The sequence below is a fragment of the Mesorhizobium sp. M7D.F.Ca.US.005.01.1.1 genome, from assembly GCF_003952545.1.
In the GTDB taxonomy this organism is placed as follows: domain Bacteria; phylum Pseudomonadota; class Alphaproteobacteria; order Rhizobiales; family Rhizobiaceae; genus Mesorhizobium; species Mesorhizobium loti.
The window spans coordinates 942972-960290 of the sequence record NZ_CP034453.1; the positions used below are offsets into that span (position 1 = coordinate 942972).

The window sequence follows — 17319 nt, forward strand, 5'->3', positions numbered from 1 at the left end:
CGCCGGCTTTCGCCAATCTCTTACGTGCAAAGGGTGCGAAGCGCCGAAGCTGCCAATCTCCCCACTCGTGGGGGAGATGGCCGGCAGGCCAGAGGGGGGCGCGAAGGATCGCTGCGCTGGCAAATTGCGCGAACTACCCCCGCTTCAACACCTTCCCTACCTTGAAAAAATCCTTCCACGGATCGGCTAGCGCCAACTTCGCCAGCGTCGTCTGGTCGCCGATCGGGAAGGCGTTCGGCGCCAGCCCGGCCTCGATCTCGGCCCAGGTCACCGGCATCGACACCGTGGCGCCCTTCTTGGCGCGCGACGAATAGGGCGCGACCGTCGTCGAGCCCCTGCCATTGCGCAGATAGTCGACGAAGATCTTTCCGGTGCGCGCCTTCTTCGACAGCGTTGCCGTGTAGCGGTCCGGGGCGCCCTGTTCGAGCGCCTTGGCGAAATCATGGGCGAAGGTCTTCACCGCGTCCCAATCCGCCGATGGCTTCAGAGGCACCAGCACATGGTAGCCCTTGCCGCCCGACGTCTTGACGAAATTCGACAGCGACAGCTCGTCGAGCTTACCTCTGATGTCGAGTGCCGCCTCGCGCACCGCTTTCACGTCGACGCCTTCGTCGGGATCGAGATCGAAGATGATCTGGTCGGGCTGTTCAAGCTTGTCGATGGTGCAGCCCCAGATGTGGATTTCGACGACGCCGTATTGGACGAGTGCCGCAACGCCATCGAAATCCCGGATGAACAGGATTTCCTCGCCGTCCGTCGGGTCCTTCATGCGGGCGATCTTGTCGCTCATGCCGGCCGAGGCATGTTTCTGGAAGAAGCGCGGTCCGCCGACTCCGTCCGGCGCGCGCACCAGGCTGAGTGGCCGGTTGACGACGAACTGTTCCATGCGCGACCATACCGACGCGTAGTGGTCAAGCAGGCCTTGCTTGGATATTTTTTCGTCCGGCCATAGCAGCTTGTCGGGGTGGGAAAGCTTTACCGTGGTCGTCATCGACCCGGCAGGTTTGACGGTGCTGCTGGTCGTCGGCTTCGCCTTGCCTGTCGCTGCCGTCGACGCTTTGGGCTTTTCCTGCACGACTTCCTCCGCCGGCTTGTCCTCGCGCAATCCCTGGAACGAGGCGTGGCGTATTATACGGTCCGATGTCCAACTGCGGAACTCCACTTCGCCGACAAGTTCAGGCTTGACCCAGACCAGGCCCTTGCCCTTCGGCACCGCCGCATCGAAGGGCGACGACTTTGCCTTCAGCGCATCGAGCTTTGTCTTCAAATCGGTTGCACCCTTGGCGGAGAAGCCGGTGCCGACACGCCCGGCATAATGCAGCTTGCCTCCCTCGTGGTAGCCGACCAGCAGCGAGCGCAGTCCGCGCCCGGTCTTCTCCGACGGCAGATAGCCGCCGATGACGAATTCCTGCCGCGCCGTGCATTTCGATTTCACCCAGGTGGGACCGCGGCCGCTGCGATAGGGGGCATCAGCGCGCTTGGAGACGACGCCTTCCAGCCCCATGCGGCAGGCATGCTCCAGCATGATCTTGCCGGGCTCGGCGAAATGGTCGCTGAAACGGACTGCCGCATTCTCCGGTTGCTTGCCGAGCAAGTCCTGCAACACCTGCTTGCGCTCGACCAATGGTTCGCGGCGCAGATCCTTCCCGTCGAGGTGCATCAGATCGAAGACGTAGTAGATGAAGCGATCCGTCCGCTTCGCGGACAGGTCCTGCTGCAGCAGCGCGAAGGACGAAACACCACTGTCGGCCAGCACGACGATCTCGCCATCGATGATGGCGTCGCTGCATTTCAGGCCGGCGAGCTCCGCGACGATCTCGCCGCCGAATTTCTCCGTCCAGTCGAGGCCGGTGCGGGTCAGCAGCCGCACCTCGGTGCCGGCGATCTGCGCCTGCATGCGATAACCGTCGAACTTCACCTCGTGCAGCCAGTCCTTGCCCGGCGGGGCTTCGCGCTCCAGCGTAGCCAACTGCGGCTCGACAAAGTCGAGGCGCTTGCCGGGCTTCCCCTTGCCGGCAGCCGGCTTGTTGGAATGCCAGACTTCTGGCTTCTGGCCTCTCGCGGCCTTGCCCTCGCCGACCTCCTCGATGGTCAAGCCGGACTTCACCGATTCCGGCGCTTCCTTGAGGATGTCCTCACCCGGGCGTGCCGCCGCATCGTCCGACTTGATCAGCAGCCAGTTGTCGCGCTTTTCAGCCGCGCGGGGTTTCAGCCTGACTAGATGCCACAATCCGTGCAGTTTGTGGCCGTGCAGCTCGAAGCTGATATGGCCTTTCTTCATCGCCTTGGCCGGGTCGATCTCGGGAACCCAGGTGCCCTCGTCCCAGACGATGACCGAACCGCCGCCATATTCGCCCTTGGGGATGGTGCCTTCGAACGGCGCATAGTCGATCGGGTGATCCTCGACATGCACGGCCAGCCGCTTCTCATGCGGGTCGAGACTCGGGCCGCGCGTCACCGCCCAGCTCCACAGCACGCCGTCATGTTCCAGCCGCAGGTCGTAATGCAGCCTTGTCGCCGCGTGCTTGTGTATGACGAAGATGCCGCCCGCCTCGCCCTTCTTGGTACGGGCGACCTTGCCGGCTGGCTCGGCGGTCTTCTTGAAATCGCGCTTGGAGTGATACTGTTCGAGGCTGGCCATCGCTTCTTGTCCTCAGGCCGATTTGCGTTTGGGCGCGCTGGCTTTCGGTTTGGCGCGCTTCACCGCCAGTTTGGCTTTCGCGGAAGAAGCCTTCGTCGAGCTGCCATCCGACGACAGGCTCTTCTTCAGCGCGTCGAACAGATTGACGACATTGGAGGGTTTGGGCGCTGCCTTGGCCGTGGGCGCCTTCTTGCCAGCCTTCTTGGCGCGGATCAGCTCCAGCAGTGCGTCCTCGTATTTGTCATCGAATTTCGAGGGATCGAACTTGGCCTTCTTCCTGTCGATGATCAGCTCGGCCAGATCGGTCATCTCCTGATCGGTCTTTACCGCCTTGATGTCGCCAAACACGGTGTCCGGCTGGCGCACCGTGTTGTCGTAACGCAGCGTCGTCAGCACCATGCCTTTGCCGAGCGGTTCGATGACCACCGGGCGCTCGCGTTGATAGAGCACGATGCGCGCCAGTCCGGCCATCTTCTTGCCCGCCATCGCATCACGGATGACGGCGAACGCCTCCTCCGACACCTTGTCGGCCGGCGCGACATAATAGGGCGTGTCGAGGTAGATCTGCTGGATCGAGGCTTTGTCGACGAAACCGTCGAGCGCCATCGTGTGCGAGGATTCGATCTGCACCGCCTCGATCTCGTCTTCCTCGATATGGACGAAATCGCCGTCGCTGACTTCGTAACCCTTGATCTCGTCGTCGTCGCCGAGCGGCTTGCCGGTTTCGGAATCGACATAGATGCGTTTCACCGTGTTGCCGGTCTTGCGGTTCAGCACCCGGAACGAGACCTTCTCGGTGTGGGTGACGACATTGGTCAGCTCGACGGCACAGGTGACCAGCGACAGCTTCAGATAGCCCTTCCAGGCTGGACGCGGCGCCATGATATCTTCCCTTCCAAAACCAGATGAAGGTGAGAACGGACAGAGCCCGCTCCAGTTCCGCGCTCCCGCGCCGATCTGGATGCCAAGCGCGCCCGAGGCGTTCTGGCTGCCCGCACGGAAATTTCACTGAGGCAGCCAAAGTTGAAACAGAACCGCACGCAGGCGACATTCAAACGAAACATATGTGATGGAAAAGTCACATTGGGCGGAATGCCGACCAACTGCACGGAAAGACCCCGAATCAGCCGCATTCCAGCCACGAAGCAAGGCATTTTCGACCAGATATTAACATCACGTTCACCGACTATTCACGCCTCGACGCTATGATGACCGCAATTCGGAAGGGACATCCGAAAATCGGGACAGGGACAAGGTAAATGAACTTCCTCGCGCACCTCATCGGCTATGCCGCCGCCATCCGCGAATTCGTCGCGCCGACCTATCGGCCCGAGCGCTATTACATGCGTGGCCCCGGCCCGGCCTGCGCCCGTCGCGGCAACTCGCTCGGCGTGAGCGCGCACTGATCATGGCTTTCGAAAATCGCCACGACAGCCGGATCTGCAGGCCGGCCGCCTCTACCCGCGCCACCACCTATCGCGCCGAGCGTCCCGCTCTCGCCGACAGGCGGCGTGCGACATCGCCACGGCTTTGATACCGTCTCTGGCTGGCTTAGTGTCCTAAGGGCACAAGCAGCCGAGGCCCGCGTGACCGACCTTCCCCAGTCAAGCCGTCGCAAGTCAAGCTGTCCCTCCGAAACATCCTTCGATGCACGCCAGCCGCTGATCGTCTTCGATGGCGTCTGTGTGTTGTGCTCCGGCTTCGTGCGCATGGTGGTCAGGCTCGATCGCAAAAGCCGCTTCCGCTTTGGGTGCGGGCGCCTTCGATGCCCTTGCCGTAGATTTCCGACAGCGCCACGCCGAGCGGATAATAGACACCGGACGTGCCGCCGGTCAGCACATTGATGAATTCCTGCGCCTTGGCTGAAATAGCGCCCAGGCCAAGCGAGACCGCCACCGCGCCGGCTGCAATGAATTTCGTCCTGAAATGGAACATGGTGATTTCCTCCCTGAAATGTCTGCGCCGCCGCCCTCCTCGGCGCGGGCGGGGCGAGTTTAGACGGCAGACGGCAAATGCCAACCCGCAATTGCACCCATTAGACGAACGGCTGAGTGCTGCCGCGGTGGGCGCCGGCTTGCGCATGACACGACCAAGGCCGAAAGATTTTTCCAGCGCCTGTCGAAATCGGCCGAGACCGCACGACATAGGGTCGGCCCGCACGGAGCGGCCGTTCGACAAAACGGGAGAAGACCATGCGATACATGCTTTTGATCTACAATGACGAGGCCGCGACGGCGAATGCGCCGCGCGACAAGACCGAGCAGGTCCTCGCGGCCTATGGCGCCTATACCGAAGCGTTGAAGAAATCCGGCGCATGGCTGGCCGGCGACCGGCTGCGCCCGACCCAGGCGGCTGCCTCGGTGCGGATGGCCAACGGCAACACCAACGTGCTCGATGGCCCCTATGCCGACACCAAGGAGCAACTTGCCGGCTTCTACATGATCGAGGCGACCGACATCGACACGGCCATCGAATGGGGTGGACGCTGTCCGGCAGCCAGCACCGGCACGGTCGAGGTGCGCCCGATCTGGGAAATGACCGAGTACCTGTCCGAGAAATGACCGAAACGCCCCAACGACGCCGAATGTTTTTCGCGGCGCCTGTCGAAATCGGTCCAGGCCACGCGACATAGGGTCGGCCAGCAACGAAGCGGCCTTCGAGAAAACGGGAGAAGACCATGCGATACATGCTTTTGATCTACGTCAACGAAGCCGCGATGGCGGCCGCGCCGACCGATAAGACCTACGAGATCAGCGCAGCCTATGGCGCCTATACCGAGGCGTTGAAGAAATCCGGCGCCTGGCTGGCCGGCGACCGGTTGAAGCCGACCCAGGCCGCCACTTCGGTGCGGATGGCCAACGGCAAGACCAACGTGCTCGACGGCCCCTACGCCGACACCAAGGAGCAGCTCGCCGGTTTCTACATGATCGAGGCTGAGGACGCCGATGCCGCTATCGCCTGGGCAGCGCGCTGCCCCGCCGCCAGCGCCGGCACGGTCGAGCTGCGGCCGATCTGGGAACAGACCATGTGATGGAGAATGGCCTGGAGATCGCGCGGGCGGCGGCGGAAGTCGCCGCCAGGCAAAGCTACGGCAAGCTGGTCGCCTGGCTCGCGGCGCGCACGCGCGACGTGGCCGGCGCCGAGGATGCGCTGGCCGATGCTTTCGCCGCCGCACTGGAGCGATGGCCTCAAACCGGCGTACCCAGGAAACCGGAAGCCTGGCTGCTGGCGGTGGCAAGGCGGCGCCGCGTCGATGCGGTGCGGCGGCGGCTGACCAGCGAGGCCGGCCGTGAGCATCTCAAGCTGATTGCCGAGGAGGCGGAGGCGCACATGACCGACGAAGACCTGCCCGACGAACGGCTGCGGCTGATGTTCGCCTGCGCCCATCCGGCGATCGAATCGAGCGTGCGTTCGCCGCTCATCCTGCAGACCGTGCTGGGGTTCGACGCCGCGACGATCGCCTCTGCCTTCCTGGTCTCGCCGGCAACGATGAGCCAGCGCCTGGTGCGCGCCAAGACCCGCATCCGTGAGACCGGCATTCCGTTCCGCGTGCCGGAGCGGGCTGAACTCAGCGAACGGCTGGATGCGGTGCTGGAAGCGATCTACGCCGCCTTCGCCGAAGGCTGGTCCGACCCGGCGGGCACCGAGACGCAGCGCCGCAATCTGGCGACCGAAGGCATTTGGCTCGGCCGGCTGGTGGCTTCGCTGTTGCCGGAAGAGCCCGAGGCGCTTGGCCTGTTGTCGCTGATGCTGTTTGCCGAGGCGCGCCGCGCCGCACGGCGCGATGCGGCCGGGGATTACGTGCCGCTTGCTGAGCAGGACTATACGCTCTGGGATCGCGCTTTGGTCGATGAGGCGGAAGCGTTGCTCGGCCGCGCCGCCACCATGGGCGTCATGGGCCGCTACCAGCTTGAGGCGGCCGTGCAGTCCGCACATGCAGCACGACGGCTGACCGGCCGCACCGACTGGGCGGCGATCCGCGAGCTCTACGACGCGCTGCTTTCGATCGCAGGATCGCCGGTGGTGGCGATCAACCGCGCGGTGGCGATTGCCGAGGCCGAGGGCGCCGTGGCCGGATTGGCGGCCCTTTACGTGCTGGGCGACGACAAGCGGCTTGATGACTATCAGCCCTATTGGGCAGCCCGCGCCGGCCTGCTGGCCAGGCTCGGTCAGGTGCCACAGGCAACCGAGGCCTATGATCGGGCGATCGGCCTTGAACGCGACCCGGCGGTGCGCCGCTTCCTGCAAGGAAAACGGGCGGTGCTCAGAAATTGAGCCGCGCCACCGGCCGTCCGTTCAGCCTGGCCACATCTCATGCGATGTGTTGAGCGTCTTCATCAGCGGGTTGTCGCGCAGTTTCGACCACAGGCGTTCAATGTTCGGCCATGCCGTCCGCGCGCTGTCGACGTCGGGATGCCAGGCCACCAGCATGACGAGGTAAATGTCGGCCAGTGACAGCTGGTCGCCGACCAGCCAGTCACGGCCTTGGAGAGCGGCATCCAGAACGGCAAAGCCTCGGTCCATCTCGGCGACGGCTGCCTGCTTGACCGCCTTGGTGCCGTCGGGATCGGCCGTGTATCGATACGCGTAGTAGCAACGAAGCACCGCCGGATAGAGCACCGACGACATGAAGGTCATCCAGCGCAGGAAGTCGGCACGGGCAGGCGCGTCGACAGCCGGCGCCAGGCCGGCATTGGGGTGACGCTCGGCAAGCAGGATGCAGATCGCCGCCGATTCGGTCATCGAGCTTCCGTCCGGCAAGGTCAGCACCGGAACCTGGTTCAACGGACTGATGCCCAGGAAGGCCGGATCTGGCCGGTCCGTCTTCGGTACGTCGATCTGCTCGAACGGTACGTTCGCCAGCGCCAGCGCAGCCTCGACGACGAAGCCGCCGCTGCCTGGGCGGGTGTAGAGCTTGTACATGGAATCCTCCCCCGGCCCGCGCTAAGCAAGCCGGGAGCGATATGAACCGGAAGCGGTGTCGCGCTCAAGCCGCTGATGGCGGCCACGGACGGTTTTTCAGCGGGCCAGCTTGGTCACGAAGAAGCCTCGGACTACGAGCCCAACCCCTCGAACAGGATCGTCGACAGATAGCGCTCGGCGAAGGATGGGATGATCACCACAAGGTTCTTGCCCTTGTTCTCCGGCCGCGAGCCGACGACGATGGCCGCCTGCAGGGCGGCGCCCGACGAGATGCCGACCGGCACGCCTTCGAGGCGGGCGACGAGGCGGGCATTGGCGACCGAATCCTCGTTCGAGACCTTGACGATCTCGTCATAGATCGTCGTGTCGAGGATCTTGGGCGCGAAGCCGGCGCCGATGCCCTGGATCTTGTGCGGGCCGGGCTGGCCGCCCGACAGCACCGGTGAGGATTCCGGCTCGACTGCGACGACATGCACCGAAGGCTTGCGCTTCTTCAGCACCTGGCCGACACCGGTGATGGTGCCGCCGGTGCCGATGCCGGCGACGAAGATATCGACCTCGCCATGCGTGTCGTTCCAGATCTCCTCGGCCGTCGTCGTGCGGTGGATTTCCGGGTTGGCCGGATTCTCGAACTGCTGCGGGATGATCGCATTGGGGATCGTCGCTGCCAGTTCGTCGGCCTTGGCGATGGCGCCCTTCATGCCTTTCGGACCCTCGGTCAGCACCAGCTCGGCGCCGAGCAGCGCCAGCATTTTCCTGCGTTCGATCGACATCGTTTCCGGCATCGTCAGGATCAGCTTGTAGCCCTTGGCGGCAGCGGCGAAGGCCAGCGCGATGCCGGTGTTGCCGGACGTCGGTTCGATCAGCGTGGTCTTGCCGGGAGAAATCTTGCCGGACGCCTCCAGCGCCTCGATCATCGCCACGCCGATACGGTCCTTGACCGAAGCGATCGGATTGAAGAATTCGAGCTTGGCAATAAGATTGGCGACGATGCCCTTTTCCTTGGCGAACTTGTCGAGCCGCACCAGCGGCGTGTCGCCGATCGTGTCGGTGATGGAATCGTAGACGCGGCCGCGACCGGGCACGCGGGCTGATGTGACGGGCTTGTTCATTGGTTTCGCTCCCAGAATTTCAGGCAAGTGGAATTGCAGCCGGCAAGATAGGGCTTTCAGCCGCGCAACATAAGCTGTCGGCCGAAAATATCCGAGTGGGGCCTGTGTCGAAAACGTCTCCGCCGCGGAAAAGCATTTCCCGTAAAGGCCTGTTTGCGAAATGCTTTGGCCGAGAGCCCTTTATTGGCGGGCGGCAATCGCTGCAGCAGCACCAACCATGAAGCCGGCGGCGGTGCGGTTCAGCGCCTTGAGCGCGCGCGGCGATTTCAGGAACCAGCGCGCCTTGGCAGCCAGCGCCAGATACGGCACCAGCACCACCAAGAGCACGACGACCGTCAGCGCAACGAGAATGCCGTAATCGGCCAGCGTGATGGTCTTCAGGTCGACGATGGTCGGCGTGATGGCGAGGTAGAAGATCATCGTCTTCGGATTGCCGAGCGTGACGGTCAGGCCGGCGACGAAGCTCGACAGCAACCCGCCTTTGCCCTTCCTCGCCTCGACGGTCTCGGGCGTGATGCCGCTGTTCCAGAAACGCCAGCCGAGGAATGCGAGATAGCCGACGCCGAGCCATTTGATGGCGAGAAAAACCATGCCGAAAGTTTGCGCGACGAAAGCGAGGCCGAGCACCACGGCGGTCAGGTAGGTGAGGTCGCCAACCATCAGGCCAAAGGACATCGCCAGCGACGAGCGGAAGCCGGAGCCGAGCGCACGCGCGACAAGCGCGGTGATACCGGGACCAGGAATGGCGGCGGCGATGCCGAGGGCGGCGCTGTAGGCGAGGAATCCGGTGAGGGTCATGGTATTCGTCTCAGATCAGAAAGCCTTGTCGCATGGAACGGACCAGAATTGAATTCCCTTGGGTCGGAATCCATTGCACCAGATATCGCTGGAACACTCGAAGAAGACCTTGCGCCATCTAGGTAAGATTGCTCAAGATCGACCGTCGTCATGGGTGACACGCCATATGGTGCCGTTGCCGTCCTCGGTCACGATCAGCGCGCCGTCGTTCGCCACCGCCACGCCGACCGGTCGACCCCAGACTTCGCCGCTGGAGACGACGAAGCCGGTGATAAAATCCTCATACTCGCCGGTCGGCTTGCCATCCTTGAACAGCAATCTCACCACCTTGTAGCCGGTCCTGTTGCCGCGGTTCCATGAACCATGCAGAGCGACGAAGGCGTCGCCTTGGTATTCGGCCGGAAAGGTCTTCCCGTCGTAGAAGGCGATGTTGAGCGGCGCCGAATGCGCCTGCATCAGTACATCGGGAATATCAGCCTTGCCGGCAAGGTCGGGGCGCTCGCCCTTGCGGCGCGGATCCTCGTTGTTGCCGATATAGTACCAGGGCCAGCCATAGAAGGCGCCGTCCTTGACCACTGTTGCATATTCGGACGGCACATTGTCGCCGAGCCCATCGCGCTCATTGACGACACACCACAGCGCGCCGGTCGCCGGCTGCATGGTCATGCCCGAACAGTTGCGCAGGCCGGTGGCGACGATGCGTCCGTTCTTGCCGTCCGGATCGAAGGCCAGCACGTCGGCGCGGCCGTCTTCAGAGCCCCATGTGGCGCCGAGCGGCTTCGACTTCGCCCAGGCGTCGAGTCCGCCCTCCGGTTCCTTGCCCATATCCTCGGCGACATTCGATCCCGAGCCGACCGACAGATAAAGCGTCTTGCCGTCCGGCGAAAAAGCGATGTCGCGCGTCCAGTGATGATTGGCAGGGATGTTGTCGATGATGGTTTCCGGATCGCCTGATGCCTTCAGGTCGCCCTTGCGATAGGCAAAGCGCACGACGCTGTCGCTGTTGGCGACATAGACCCATTGCGGATCATTGCCCGGCGGATAGAAGGCGATGCCATAGGGCTGGTTGAGGTTGCCGGCAAAGATGCCGTCCTGCGCCGGCTTTGCGCTGCCCTCGGCCAGGCGATAGACGCGGACCTGGTTGGCCTCGCTGTCGGCGACGAACAGGTCGCCATTCGGCGCCACGCGCACGACGCGCGGATTGTCGATGCCTGACGCGATCAGCTCGGCCGAAAAGCCCTGCGGCAGCTTGGGCTTGGCGCCCGCCGGCCTTTCGGCGAGGCCGGCGCTGTTCGAGGCGGATTTGGTGGCGTAGGGCTTCGGCAGATCGTTCGGCCTGATCAGGCGGCGCACCCCCGGCCGGTCGGCGCGCCAGTCGCCGAAAGCGGCCGCGCCTTTCAACACGGGCTCGTCTGCCTGCTGCGCGAATGCCGTGGTGGTGACAAACAGGGTAGCGGAGATAGCCAGCCCGGCGAAACGGATCATCCTGCCCTCCAACACTTGGCCGTGAAGACAGCAACGGGCGGCTTCGCCGATCGTTCCGCGGCACACGATGCGTTGGAGGAAGGCCCCGATCTCCGGATTCAGGTTCCGGCAGCGTAGAAATCGTCGTCGAGGCGTTTTTCCAGCTCGACGAGGTCGGCCGGCAGCGGCAGGCCCATGGCGCGCATTTCCCGCAGCTTTTCGCGCAACTGTTCCTGGATTTCGTGCTGGTCTTCCGGCTGGTTGACCATTTCCTCCAGCAACAGGCTGATCCGGGCCTTGAGTTCTTCCAGCGCCATCGTCGTCTCCTCGGTTAGATCAGCTCAACGGAGCATGCGGGATATCAGCTGCGCGGTGTAATCCACCATCGGCACGATGCGCGCGTAATTCAGCCGGGTTGGACCGATGACGCCGAGCGCGCCGACGACGCGGGCGTCCTTGTCGCGATAGGGGGCTACCACCAGCGACGAGCCCGACAGCGAAAACAGCTTGTTTTCCGAGCCGATGAAGATGCGCACGCCCGAGCCCTGCTCGGCGAGGTCGAGCAGCTGGATCAGCCCGTCCTGCGTCTCCATGTCCTCGAACAGATGCCGCAACAATTCGATGTCGGCCTGGGCAGTGACGTTTTCCAGCAGATTGGCGCGGCCGCGCACGATGAGTCGCGCCGGCAGGCCGCTGTCGGCGCCGGCCCACACCGCCAGCCCCTTCTCGACCAGGTCCTGCGACAGCGTATCGAGTGCAGCCCTGGTCTCTTCCTTGATGCGGGCGATCTCGATCCGCGCCTCGGCCAGCGTGCGGCCGCGGATATGGGCGTTGAGGAAATTCGAGGCCTCGTGCAATTGCGAGACGGTGATGCCGACGGGCAGTTCGACGACGCGGTTTTCGACGTCGCCGTTCTGCGACACCAGCACCGCCAATGCCTTGGTCGGCTCAAGCTGGATGAATTCGATGTGCTTCAGCGCCACCTCGTTCTTGGCGGCCAGCACCAGGCCGGCGCCGCGCGACATGCCCGACAACATCTGGCTGGCCTCGGTCAGCATGTGCTCCAGCGTCGCGCCGGAGCCCGACGCCCGCACCTGTGCCTCGATGGCGCGGCGCTCCTCGTCGGAAAGGTCGCCAAGCTCCATGAAGGCGTCGACGAAGAAACGCAGGCCGGCCTGCGTCGGCAGCCGGCCGGCCGAGATGTGCGGCGCGTAGATCAGGCCGAGATGCTCGAGGTCGCTCATCACGTTGCGGATGGTCGCCGGCGACAGCGAGGAGGGCAGGATGCGCGACAGGCTGCGCGAGCCCACGGGTTCACCGTCCCTGAGGTAGGAATCGACAATGCGTCGGAAGATGTCGCGGGAACGCATGTCGAGCGACTGAAGCGCGGGCGACTGCGAACTCGGATCGACTGCCTTGGTCATACGGCCAAAAACCTCCGGCCCAAGATATAGACTTCGCCGCGGCCCGCGCAACCCGGTGTCTTTGTGAGATCGCCCGGTGTCTGTGTCGGATCGTCAGGCCATTTTCCTTTGCGCCACGCGTCCCATGTGGTTACAAGCCGGCCAAGATTCCGAAAAATGACAAGAAAGCAGCCAGAATGCGCCCCTCCAAACGCCAATTCGACGAAATGCGCGCCATCTCCTTCGAGCGCGGCGTCTCCAAGCATGCCGAAGGCTCATGCCTGGTGAAGTTCGGCGACACGCATGTCCTGTGCACGGCCAGCCTCGAGGAAAAAGTGCCGGGCTGGATGCGCAATTCCGGCAAAGGCTGGGTGACGGCGGAATATGGCATGCTGCCGCGCTCGACCGGCGAGCGCATGCGCCGCGAGGCTTCTGCCGGCAAGCAGGGCGGCCGCACGCTGGAAATCCAGCGGCTGATCGGCCGCTCCTTGCGCGCCGTGGTCGACCTGCAGGCGCTGGGCGAGCAGCAGATCACCGTCGACTGCGACGTCATCCAGGCCGATGGCGGCACCCGCACCGCCTCGATCACCGGCGGCTGGGTGGCGCTGTATGACTGCCTGCGCTGGATGGAAGCGCGCCAGATGGCCAGTGTCGCCAAGGTGCTGAAGGACCATGTCGCGGCGATCTCCTGCGGCATCCATGATGGCCAGCCGGTCATCGACCTCGACTATATCGAGGATTCCTCGGCCGGCACCGACGCCAATTTCGTCATGACCGGCAAGGGTGGCATCGTCGAGATCCAGGGCACCGCCGAGGGCGAGCCTTTCTCCGAAGATCAGTTCGCGGAATTGATGGGCCTGGCCAAGAAAGGCATCCAGCGTCTGGTCAGCCTGCAGCAGATGGCAGTGGCTTGACGGTTTTCTGGTGACCCCCTCCGCTATCCTGGAATCGGCCCTCTACGTCACCGATCTGGCGGCGGCGGAAGAATTCTATGTCGGCATCCTCGGGCTCGACCTGCTCGGCAGGGTCGACGGCAGGCACCTCTTCTTCCGCTGCGGACCGGGCGTGCTGCTCGTCTTCAATGCCGAGGCGACGAAGGTGCCGCCGGTCCCCGACGCCAGGCTGCCGGTCCCGCCGCACGGCGCTGTCGGCGAGGGTCATCTGTGCTTTGCGGCGACCGCCGACGAAATCGTGCGCTGGAAAGCGCATCTGGAGGTGAAGAAGATCGCCATTGAAAGCGAATTCGAGTGGCCGCAAGGCGGCCATTCGATCTATATACGCGACCCCTCGGGCAATTCGATCGAATTTGCCGAGCCACGAATCTGGGGCCTTTGATGCATTCTCTTGATGGCAAGAAGATCGTTGTCGCCAGCCACAATGCCGGCAAGCTGCGCGAATTCGCCGACCTGATGGGGCCGTTCGGCTTCGAAGCCAAGTCGGCCAAGGAGTATGGCCTGCCGGAGCCGGATGAGACCGGCACCACCTTCGAGGAGAACGCCTACATCAAGGCGCTCGCCGCAGCCCAGGCGACCGGCCTGCCGGCGCTGTCGGACGATTCCGGCCTGTGCGTCGACGCGCTCGACGGCGCGCCCGGCGTCTACACCGCCAACTGGGCCGAAACCCCCGACGGCTCGCGCGATTTCGGCATGGCCATGCAACGCACCGAAGTGGCGTTGCAGGAAGTCGGCGCGGCCTTGCCACAACAGCGCAAAGGCCGCTTCGTCGCCGTCATCTGCCTGGCGTTCCCCGACGGCGAGGCGGAATACTATCGCGGCGAGGCCGAAGGCACGCTGGTCTGGCCGCCACGCGGCGAGCTCGGCTTCGGCTATGATCCGGTGTTCCTGCCCGATGGCTTCGAAAAAACCTTCGGCGAGATGAGCGCTGAGGAAAAACACGGCTGGAAGCCCGGCCAGCCGACGGCGCTGTCGCACCGCGCCCGCGCTTTCCAGAAATTCGCCAAAGCGAGATTGGGCTCGGCATGAGCATGCTGCTCGACCGGACGCCCGGCTTCGGCGTCTATGTCCATTGGCCGTTCTGCGCAGCCAAATGCCCCTATTGCGACTTCAACAGCCATGTCCGCCACCAGCCAGTCGACCAGGACCGCTTCGCCAGTGCCTTCGAGGCCGAGTTGGCGACGATGCGCGAGCGCACCGGGCCGCGCGAGGTGACCAGCATTTTTCTCGGCGGCGGCACGCCGTCGCTGATGAAGCCGGAAACGGTGGCCAGGGTTCTGGACGCGGTGGCGAAGAACTGGACGGTGCCCGATGGCATCGAAGTGACGCTCGAGGCCAATCCGTCCTCGGTCGAGGCCGAACGCTTTCGCGGCTACCGGGCAGCCGGCGTCAATCGCGTCTCGCTCGGCGTGCAGGCGCTGAACGACAAGGATCTGCGCTTCCTCGGCCGGCTGCACAACGTTGAAGAGGCCCTGCACGCCATCGGCCTGGCGCGAGAAATCTTTCCGCGGCTGTCCTTCGATCTGATCTATGCCCGGCCCGGCCAGACGCCGGAGGCTTGGGCATCGGAGCTCGAACAGGCGATCGGCCATGCCGCTGACCACCTGTCGCTCTACCAGCTGACCATCGAGGAAGGCACGCCCTTCCACGCTCTGCATGCGGCGAAGAAATTCATCATCCCCGACAACGACCACGCCGCCGATCTCTATGCGCTGACGCAGGAGATCACATCGGCGCATGGCCTGCCGGCCTATGAGATTTCCAACCACGCCAGGCCGGGCGCCGAAAGCCGGCACAACCTGACCTACTGGCGCTATGGCGAATATGTCGGGGTCGGGCCGGGCGCGCATGGCCGTTTCGTCGAGAATGGCCGCCGCACGGTCACGATCGCCGAGCGGATGCCGGAAACCTGGGCCAATCTGGTCGAGGCCAAGGGCCATGGCGTCACCGGCGGTGAGATCCTGACGCGTTCGGAAGAGGCCGACGAATTCCTGCTGATGGGCCTGCGGCTGGCCGAGGGCATCGACCTCTCCCGCTACGAGGCGTTCTCAGGACGCGGCCTGTCGAGCGCACGGCTGTCGATGCTGCAGGGCGAGGGTCTGGTGGCACCGATCGGCAATGCCCGGCTCCGCGCGACGCCGGCCGGCATGATCGTGCTCGACGCCGTGGTGGCCGATCTGGCGCGCTAACCCCTTGAAAACCGTCCTCTTCGTCTGCAGCCAGAACCGTTTGCGCAGCCCGACCGCCGAGCAGGTGTTTTCAACCCGCCGCGACATCGAGGTCGCATCGGCCGGAACAAACCATGATGCCGACACGCCGCTGACGCATGATTTGGTCGCTTGGGCCGACATCATCTTTGTCATGGAAAAGGTGCACCGCACCAAACTGCAGAAGAAATTCAAGGCCAGCCTGAAGAAGGCCCGGGTCATCTGCCTCGATATACCTGATAACTATGAATTCATGGATCTGGAGCTGATCAGCCTTCTGAAGGCACGCGTTTCACGGTATCTCGGTTGAGACGTCATCCGCGAAGGCCACCCGCATGAACCTGACCGTCACCTCCTGGCAATTCTGGGCGCTGCTCTCGGCTGCATTCGCGGCCCTGACGGCGATCTTCGCCAAGGTCGGCATCGAGAACATCAATTCCGATTTGGCCACCTTCATCCGCACAATCATCATCCTGATCGTGCTCGGTGCGATCCTGCTCGCCAGCGGCCAGTTCCAGTCGCCGGCGATGATCACGGGAAAGACTTGGGCTTTCCTCGGCCTGTCCGGTCTGGCCACAGGCGCCTCATGGCTCTGCTACTTTCGCGCCCTGAAGATCGGCAATGCGGCGCAGGTGGCGCCGATCGACAAGCTAAGCGTCGTGCTTGTGGCGGTGTTTGGCGCGGTCTTTCTCGGCGAGCGACTCACCGGCGCGAACTGGCTTGGCGTCGCCCTTATCGCGGCGGGCGCGGTGCTGGTCGCCTATCGGGGATAGCTCAGCCACTCCGCAATCCGAACTCGATTCGACTTCGAAGAAGAAATCCTGATGATGAAAATCGCCGCCGTCCTCCCAGGATTGCTGCGTGCGGCCACAGCCTGCATAGGAAAACACGTCGATCTTTGTATCCTGCGGCGCCTGTATCCATTGGTCGCCAACCCTATGAAACATGTAGTGCGAAGTGGCTGGATCGTCCGAACGCATATGCAAGTGGATGCCGGGCATCGCGAATTGCGGATCGATGTCCAGCTGCAGATAGGCGGCTGAAATATTTTCGATGATTATCCAGTCATGGCTGGAAATGGGCTGGTTGAGCGCCGGGTAGCGAATTCTTGCGAGTTCGCGTTCTTCGGTCTCGCCGGCCAGCATCCCTCGGAGCGAAAGTGTCTTGCCAAAGAGGCCACTGGCCGCTGTGTGGCCCTGAATTTGATCGTTCCGTGGGGAGGCTGATGAAGAGCCGGCCTGTGCGGATTGCGGCGCGGCCCTCTGGGGGTCGCGTATGGGAAACATCTCATTGTTTCGCGCATCACCCGCGGAAGCCGAGGTGGCAAGGCACAAAAACCGTCGGCAAGCGCGCATACTCGCCGACCAACCAGCGTCTTCATTTCGCGTTCGATCAGAGCGTCTTCATTTTGCGGGCCACCCGGTCAGGCGTCGTGCTTGTCGCGGTGTTTGGCGCGGCCTTTCTCGGCGAGCGTGTCTCCGGCGCGAACTGGCTTGGCGTCGCCCTTATCGCGGTGGGCGCGGTGCTGGTCGCCTATCTGATGTAACGGCACGCCGTTGCGGGCGCTTTTTGTTTCAAGACGGGTGATGAAGATATCGAAGCGATTGGGCATCGTCCGGTCAGTGCTCCGTCGTGCTGTCGGGTTTGTTGTCGGAAAGCCTGACGTCCGCAGGCAAGGCGGCCTGCTTGGTCAGGCTGGCGTCGGTCTTGGCAGGCAAGCGCTTGTCCCTGCGTACGGCAACGCGGTTGCGGTCGGCATAATAGGGCTCGAAAGCGTCCTGTATCTTCAGGCTATCCATCCTGTCCTCCTCGGGAATC

At 63.7% G+C, this 17319-nt stretch carries 20 protein-coding genes and 3 pseudogenes; 13 read left to right on the top strand and 10 right to left on the bottom strand.

All coding sequences use genetic code 11. The features are described 5' to 3' along the window. Window positions 1-133: 133 nt before the first annotated feature. Both ligD and EJ076_RS04495 read right to left on the bottom strand, forming a co-directional pair. On the bottom strand, window positions 134-2641 hold the full coding sequence (ligD, locus tag EJ076_RS04490; RefSeq protein ID WP_126067048.1) for a DNA ligase D: 2508 nt from the start codon (window positions 2639-2641) through the stop codon (window positions 134-136). 12 nt (window positions 2642-2653) lie between these two features. After that, the gene (locus EJ076_RS04495; protein WP_109667639.1) at window positions 2654-3523 is read right to left on the bottom strand and encodes a Ku protein; all 870 of its coding nucleotides are present in this window, start codon (window positions 3521-3523) and stop codon (window positions 2654-2656) included. A 377-nt stretch (window positions 3524-3900) separates the two neighbouring features. Here EJ076_RS04495 and EJ076_RS04500 point away from each other — a divergent pair, with 377 nt between their 5' ends. Continuing rightward, window positions 3901-4047 (top strand): hypothetical protein, encoded by a 147-nt coding sequence (locus EJ076_RS04500; RefSeq protein WP_082525385.1) that lies wholly within the window; start codon window positions 3901-3903, stop codon window positions 4045-4047. Between the two features lie 180 nt (window positions 4048-4227). Continuing rightward, window positions 4228-4389, top strand: a pseudogene (locus EJ076_RS35665) (DCC1-like thiol-disulfide oxidoreductase family protein); the annotation flags it as partial. On the opposite strand, the pseudogene EJ076_RS04510 reads toward EJ076_RS35665, so the two are convergent. Next, window positions 4388-4576 (bottom strand): annotated as a pseudogene (locus EJ076_RS04510) (C4-dicarboxylate ABC transporter); the annotation flags it as partial. The pseudogenes EJ076_RS35665 and EJ076_RS04510 overlap by 2 nt on opposite strands. Window positions 4577-4833: 257 nt before the next feature. Here EJ076_RS04510 and EJ076_RS04515 point away from each other — a divergent pair. The 3 genes from EJ076_RS04515 (at window position 4834) to EJ076_RS04525 (ending at window position 6916) form a co-directional block, all read left to right on the top strand. After that, window positions 4834-5202 (top strand): YciI family protein, encoded by a 369-nt coding sequence (locus tag EJ076_RS04515; protein ID WP_109667638.1) that lies wholly within the window; start codon window positions 4834-4836, stop codon window positions 5200-5202. A gap of 116 nt (window positions 5203-5318) precedes the next feature. Then, on the top strand, window positions 5319-5672 hold the full coding sequence (locus EJ076_RS04520) for a YciI family protein (protein WP_056585399.1): 354 nt from the start codon (window positions 5319-5321) through the stop codon (window positions 5670-5672). After that, a complete protein-coding gene (locus EJ076_RS04525) occupies window positions 5672-6916 on the top strand; it encodes an RNA polymerase sigma factor (RefSeq protein WP_126070961.1) in 1245 nt (414 codons plus the stop codon). The genes EJ076_RS04520 and EJ076_RS04525 overlap by 1 nt, the downstream gene beginning before the upstream one ends. 21 nt (window positions 6917-6937) lie before the next feature. On the opposite strand, the gene EJ076_RS04530 is transcribed toward EJ076_RS04525, so the two are convergent. The 6 genes from EJ076_RS04530 to hrcA form a co-directional block, all read right to left on the bottom strand. Continuing rightward, window positions 6938-7564, bottom strand: a complete 627-nt coding sequence (locus EJ076_RS04530) for a glutathione S-transferase family protein (protein WP_126067049.1) — start codon at window positions 7562-7564, stop codon at window positions 6938-6940. 131 nt (window positions 7565-7695) lie between these two features. Next, the gene (gene cysK / locus EJ076_RS04535) at window positions 7696-8676 is read right to left on the bottom strand and encodes a cysteine synthase A (protein ID WP_109667634.1); all 981 of its coding nucleotides are present in this window, start codon (window positions 8674-8676) and stop codon (window positions 7696-7698) included. Between the two features lie 180 nt (window positions 8677-8856). Then, on the bottom strand, window positions 8857-9474 hold the full coding sequence (locus EJ076_RS04540; protein WP_126067050.1) for a LysE family translocator: 618 nt from the start codon (window positions 9472-9474) through the stop codon (window positions 8857-8859). Between the two features lie 132 nt (window positions 9475-9606). After that, the gene (locus EJ076_RS04545) at window positions 9607-10959 is read right to left on the bottom strand and encodes a sorbosone dehydrogenase family protein (protein WP_126067051.1); all 1353 of its coding nucleotides are present in this window, start codon (window positions 10957-10959) and stop codon (window positions 9607-9609) included. 98 nt (window positions 10960-11057) lie between these two features. After that, window positions 11058-11255 carry a hypothetical protein gene (locus tag EJ076_RS04550; protein WP_126067052.1) on the bottom strand — a complete coding sequence of 66 codons (198 nt, stop codon included), beginning with the start codon at window positions 11253-11255 and terminating at the stop codon, window positions 11058-11060. A gap of 24 nt (window positions 11256-11279) precedes the next feature. Further along, window positions 11280-12362, bottom strand: coding sequence for a heat-inducible transcriptional repressor HrcA (gene hrcA, locus EJ076_RS04555; RefSeq protein WP_126067053.1), 1083 nt, complete (start codon window positions 12360-12362; stop codon window positions 11280-11282). Window positions 12363-12538: 176 nt separating this feature from the next. On the opposite strand from hrcA, the gene rph reads away from it, so the two are divergent. The 8 genes and pseudogenes from rph to EJ076_RS35670 form a co-directional block, all read left to right on the top strand. After that, window positions 12539-13255 carry a ribonuclease PH gene (gene rph, locus EJ076_RS04560; RefSeq protein ID WP_109667625.1) on the top strand — a complete coding sequence of 239 codons (717 nt, stop codon included), beginning with the start codon at window positions 12539-12541 and terminating at the stop codon, window positions 13253-13255. Window positions 13256-13265: 10 nt separating this feature from the next. Beyond that, window positions 13266-13676 (top strand): VOC family protein, encoded by a 411-nt coding sequence (locus tag EJ076_RS04565; RefSeq protein ID WP_126067054.1) that lies wholly within the window; start codon window positions 13266-13268, stop codon window positions 13674-13676. Then, window positions 13676-14323 (top strand): RdgB/HAM1 family non-canonical purine NTP pyrophosphatase, encoded by a 648-nt coding sequence (gene rdgB / locus EJ076_RS04570; RefSeq protein ID WP_109667619.1) that lies wholly within the window; start codon window positions 13676-13678, stop codon window positions 14321-14323. The genes EJ076_RS04565 and rdgB overlap by 1 nt, the downstream gene beginning before the upstream one ends. Next, window positions 14320-15483: a radical SAM family heme chaperone HemW gene (gene hemW, locus EJ076_RS04575; RefSeq protein WP_126067055.1), complete on the top strand. Its 1164-nt coding sequence runs from the start codon at window positions 14320-14322 to the stop codon at window positions 15481-15483. Before rdgB ends, hemW begins: the two co-directional genes overlap by 4 nt. Before the next feature lie 4 nt (window positions 15484-15487). Beyond that, window positions 15488-15811 (top strand): low molecular weight protein tyrosine phosphatase family protein, encoded by a 324-nt coding sequence (locus EJ076_RS04580; RefSeq protein ID WP_126067056.1) that lies wholly within the window; start codon window positions 15488-15490, stop codon window positions 15809-15811. Window positions 15812-15836: 25 nt separating this feature from the next. Further along, window positions 15837-16274 (top strand): EamA family transporter, encoded by a 438-nt coding sequence (locus tag EJ076_RS04585; RefSeq protein WP_126067057.1) that lies wholly within the window; start codon window positions 15837-15839, stop codon window positions 16272-16274. Between the two features lie 51 nt (window positions 16275-16325). Beyond that, window positions 16326-16544: a hypothetical protein gene (locus EJ076_RS04590; RefSeq protein WP_126067058.1), complete on the top strand. Its 219-nt coding sequence runs from the start codon at window positions 16326-16328 to the stop codon at window positions 16542-16544. A 386-nt stretch (window positions 16545-16930) separates the two neighbouring features. After that, a pseudogene (locus EJ076_RS35670) lies at window positions 16931-17047 on the top strand (transporter); the annotation flags it as partial. 73 nt (window positions 17048-17120) lie between these two features. Here the strand turns inward: EJ076_RS35670 and EJ076_RS04600 are convergent. Then, the gene (locus EJ076_RS04600) at window positions 17121-17300 is read right to left on the bottom strand and encodes a hypothetical protein (protein WP_126067059.1); all 180 of its coding nucleotides are present in this window, start codon (window positions 17298-17300) and stop codon (window positions 17121-17123) included. Window positions 17301-17319 lie beyond the last annotated feature (19 nt).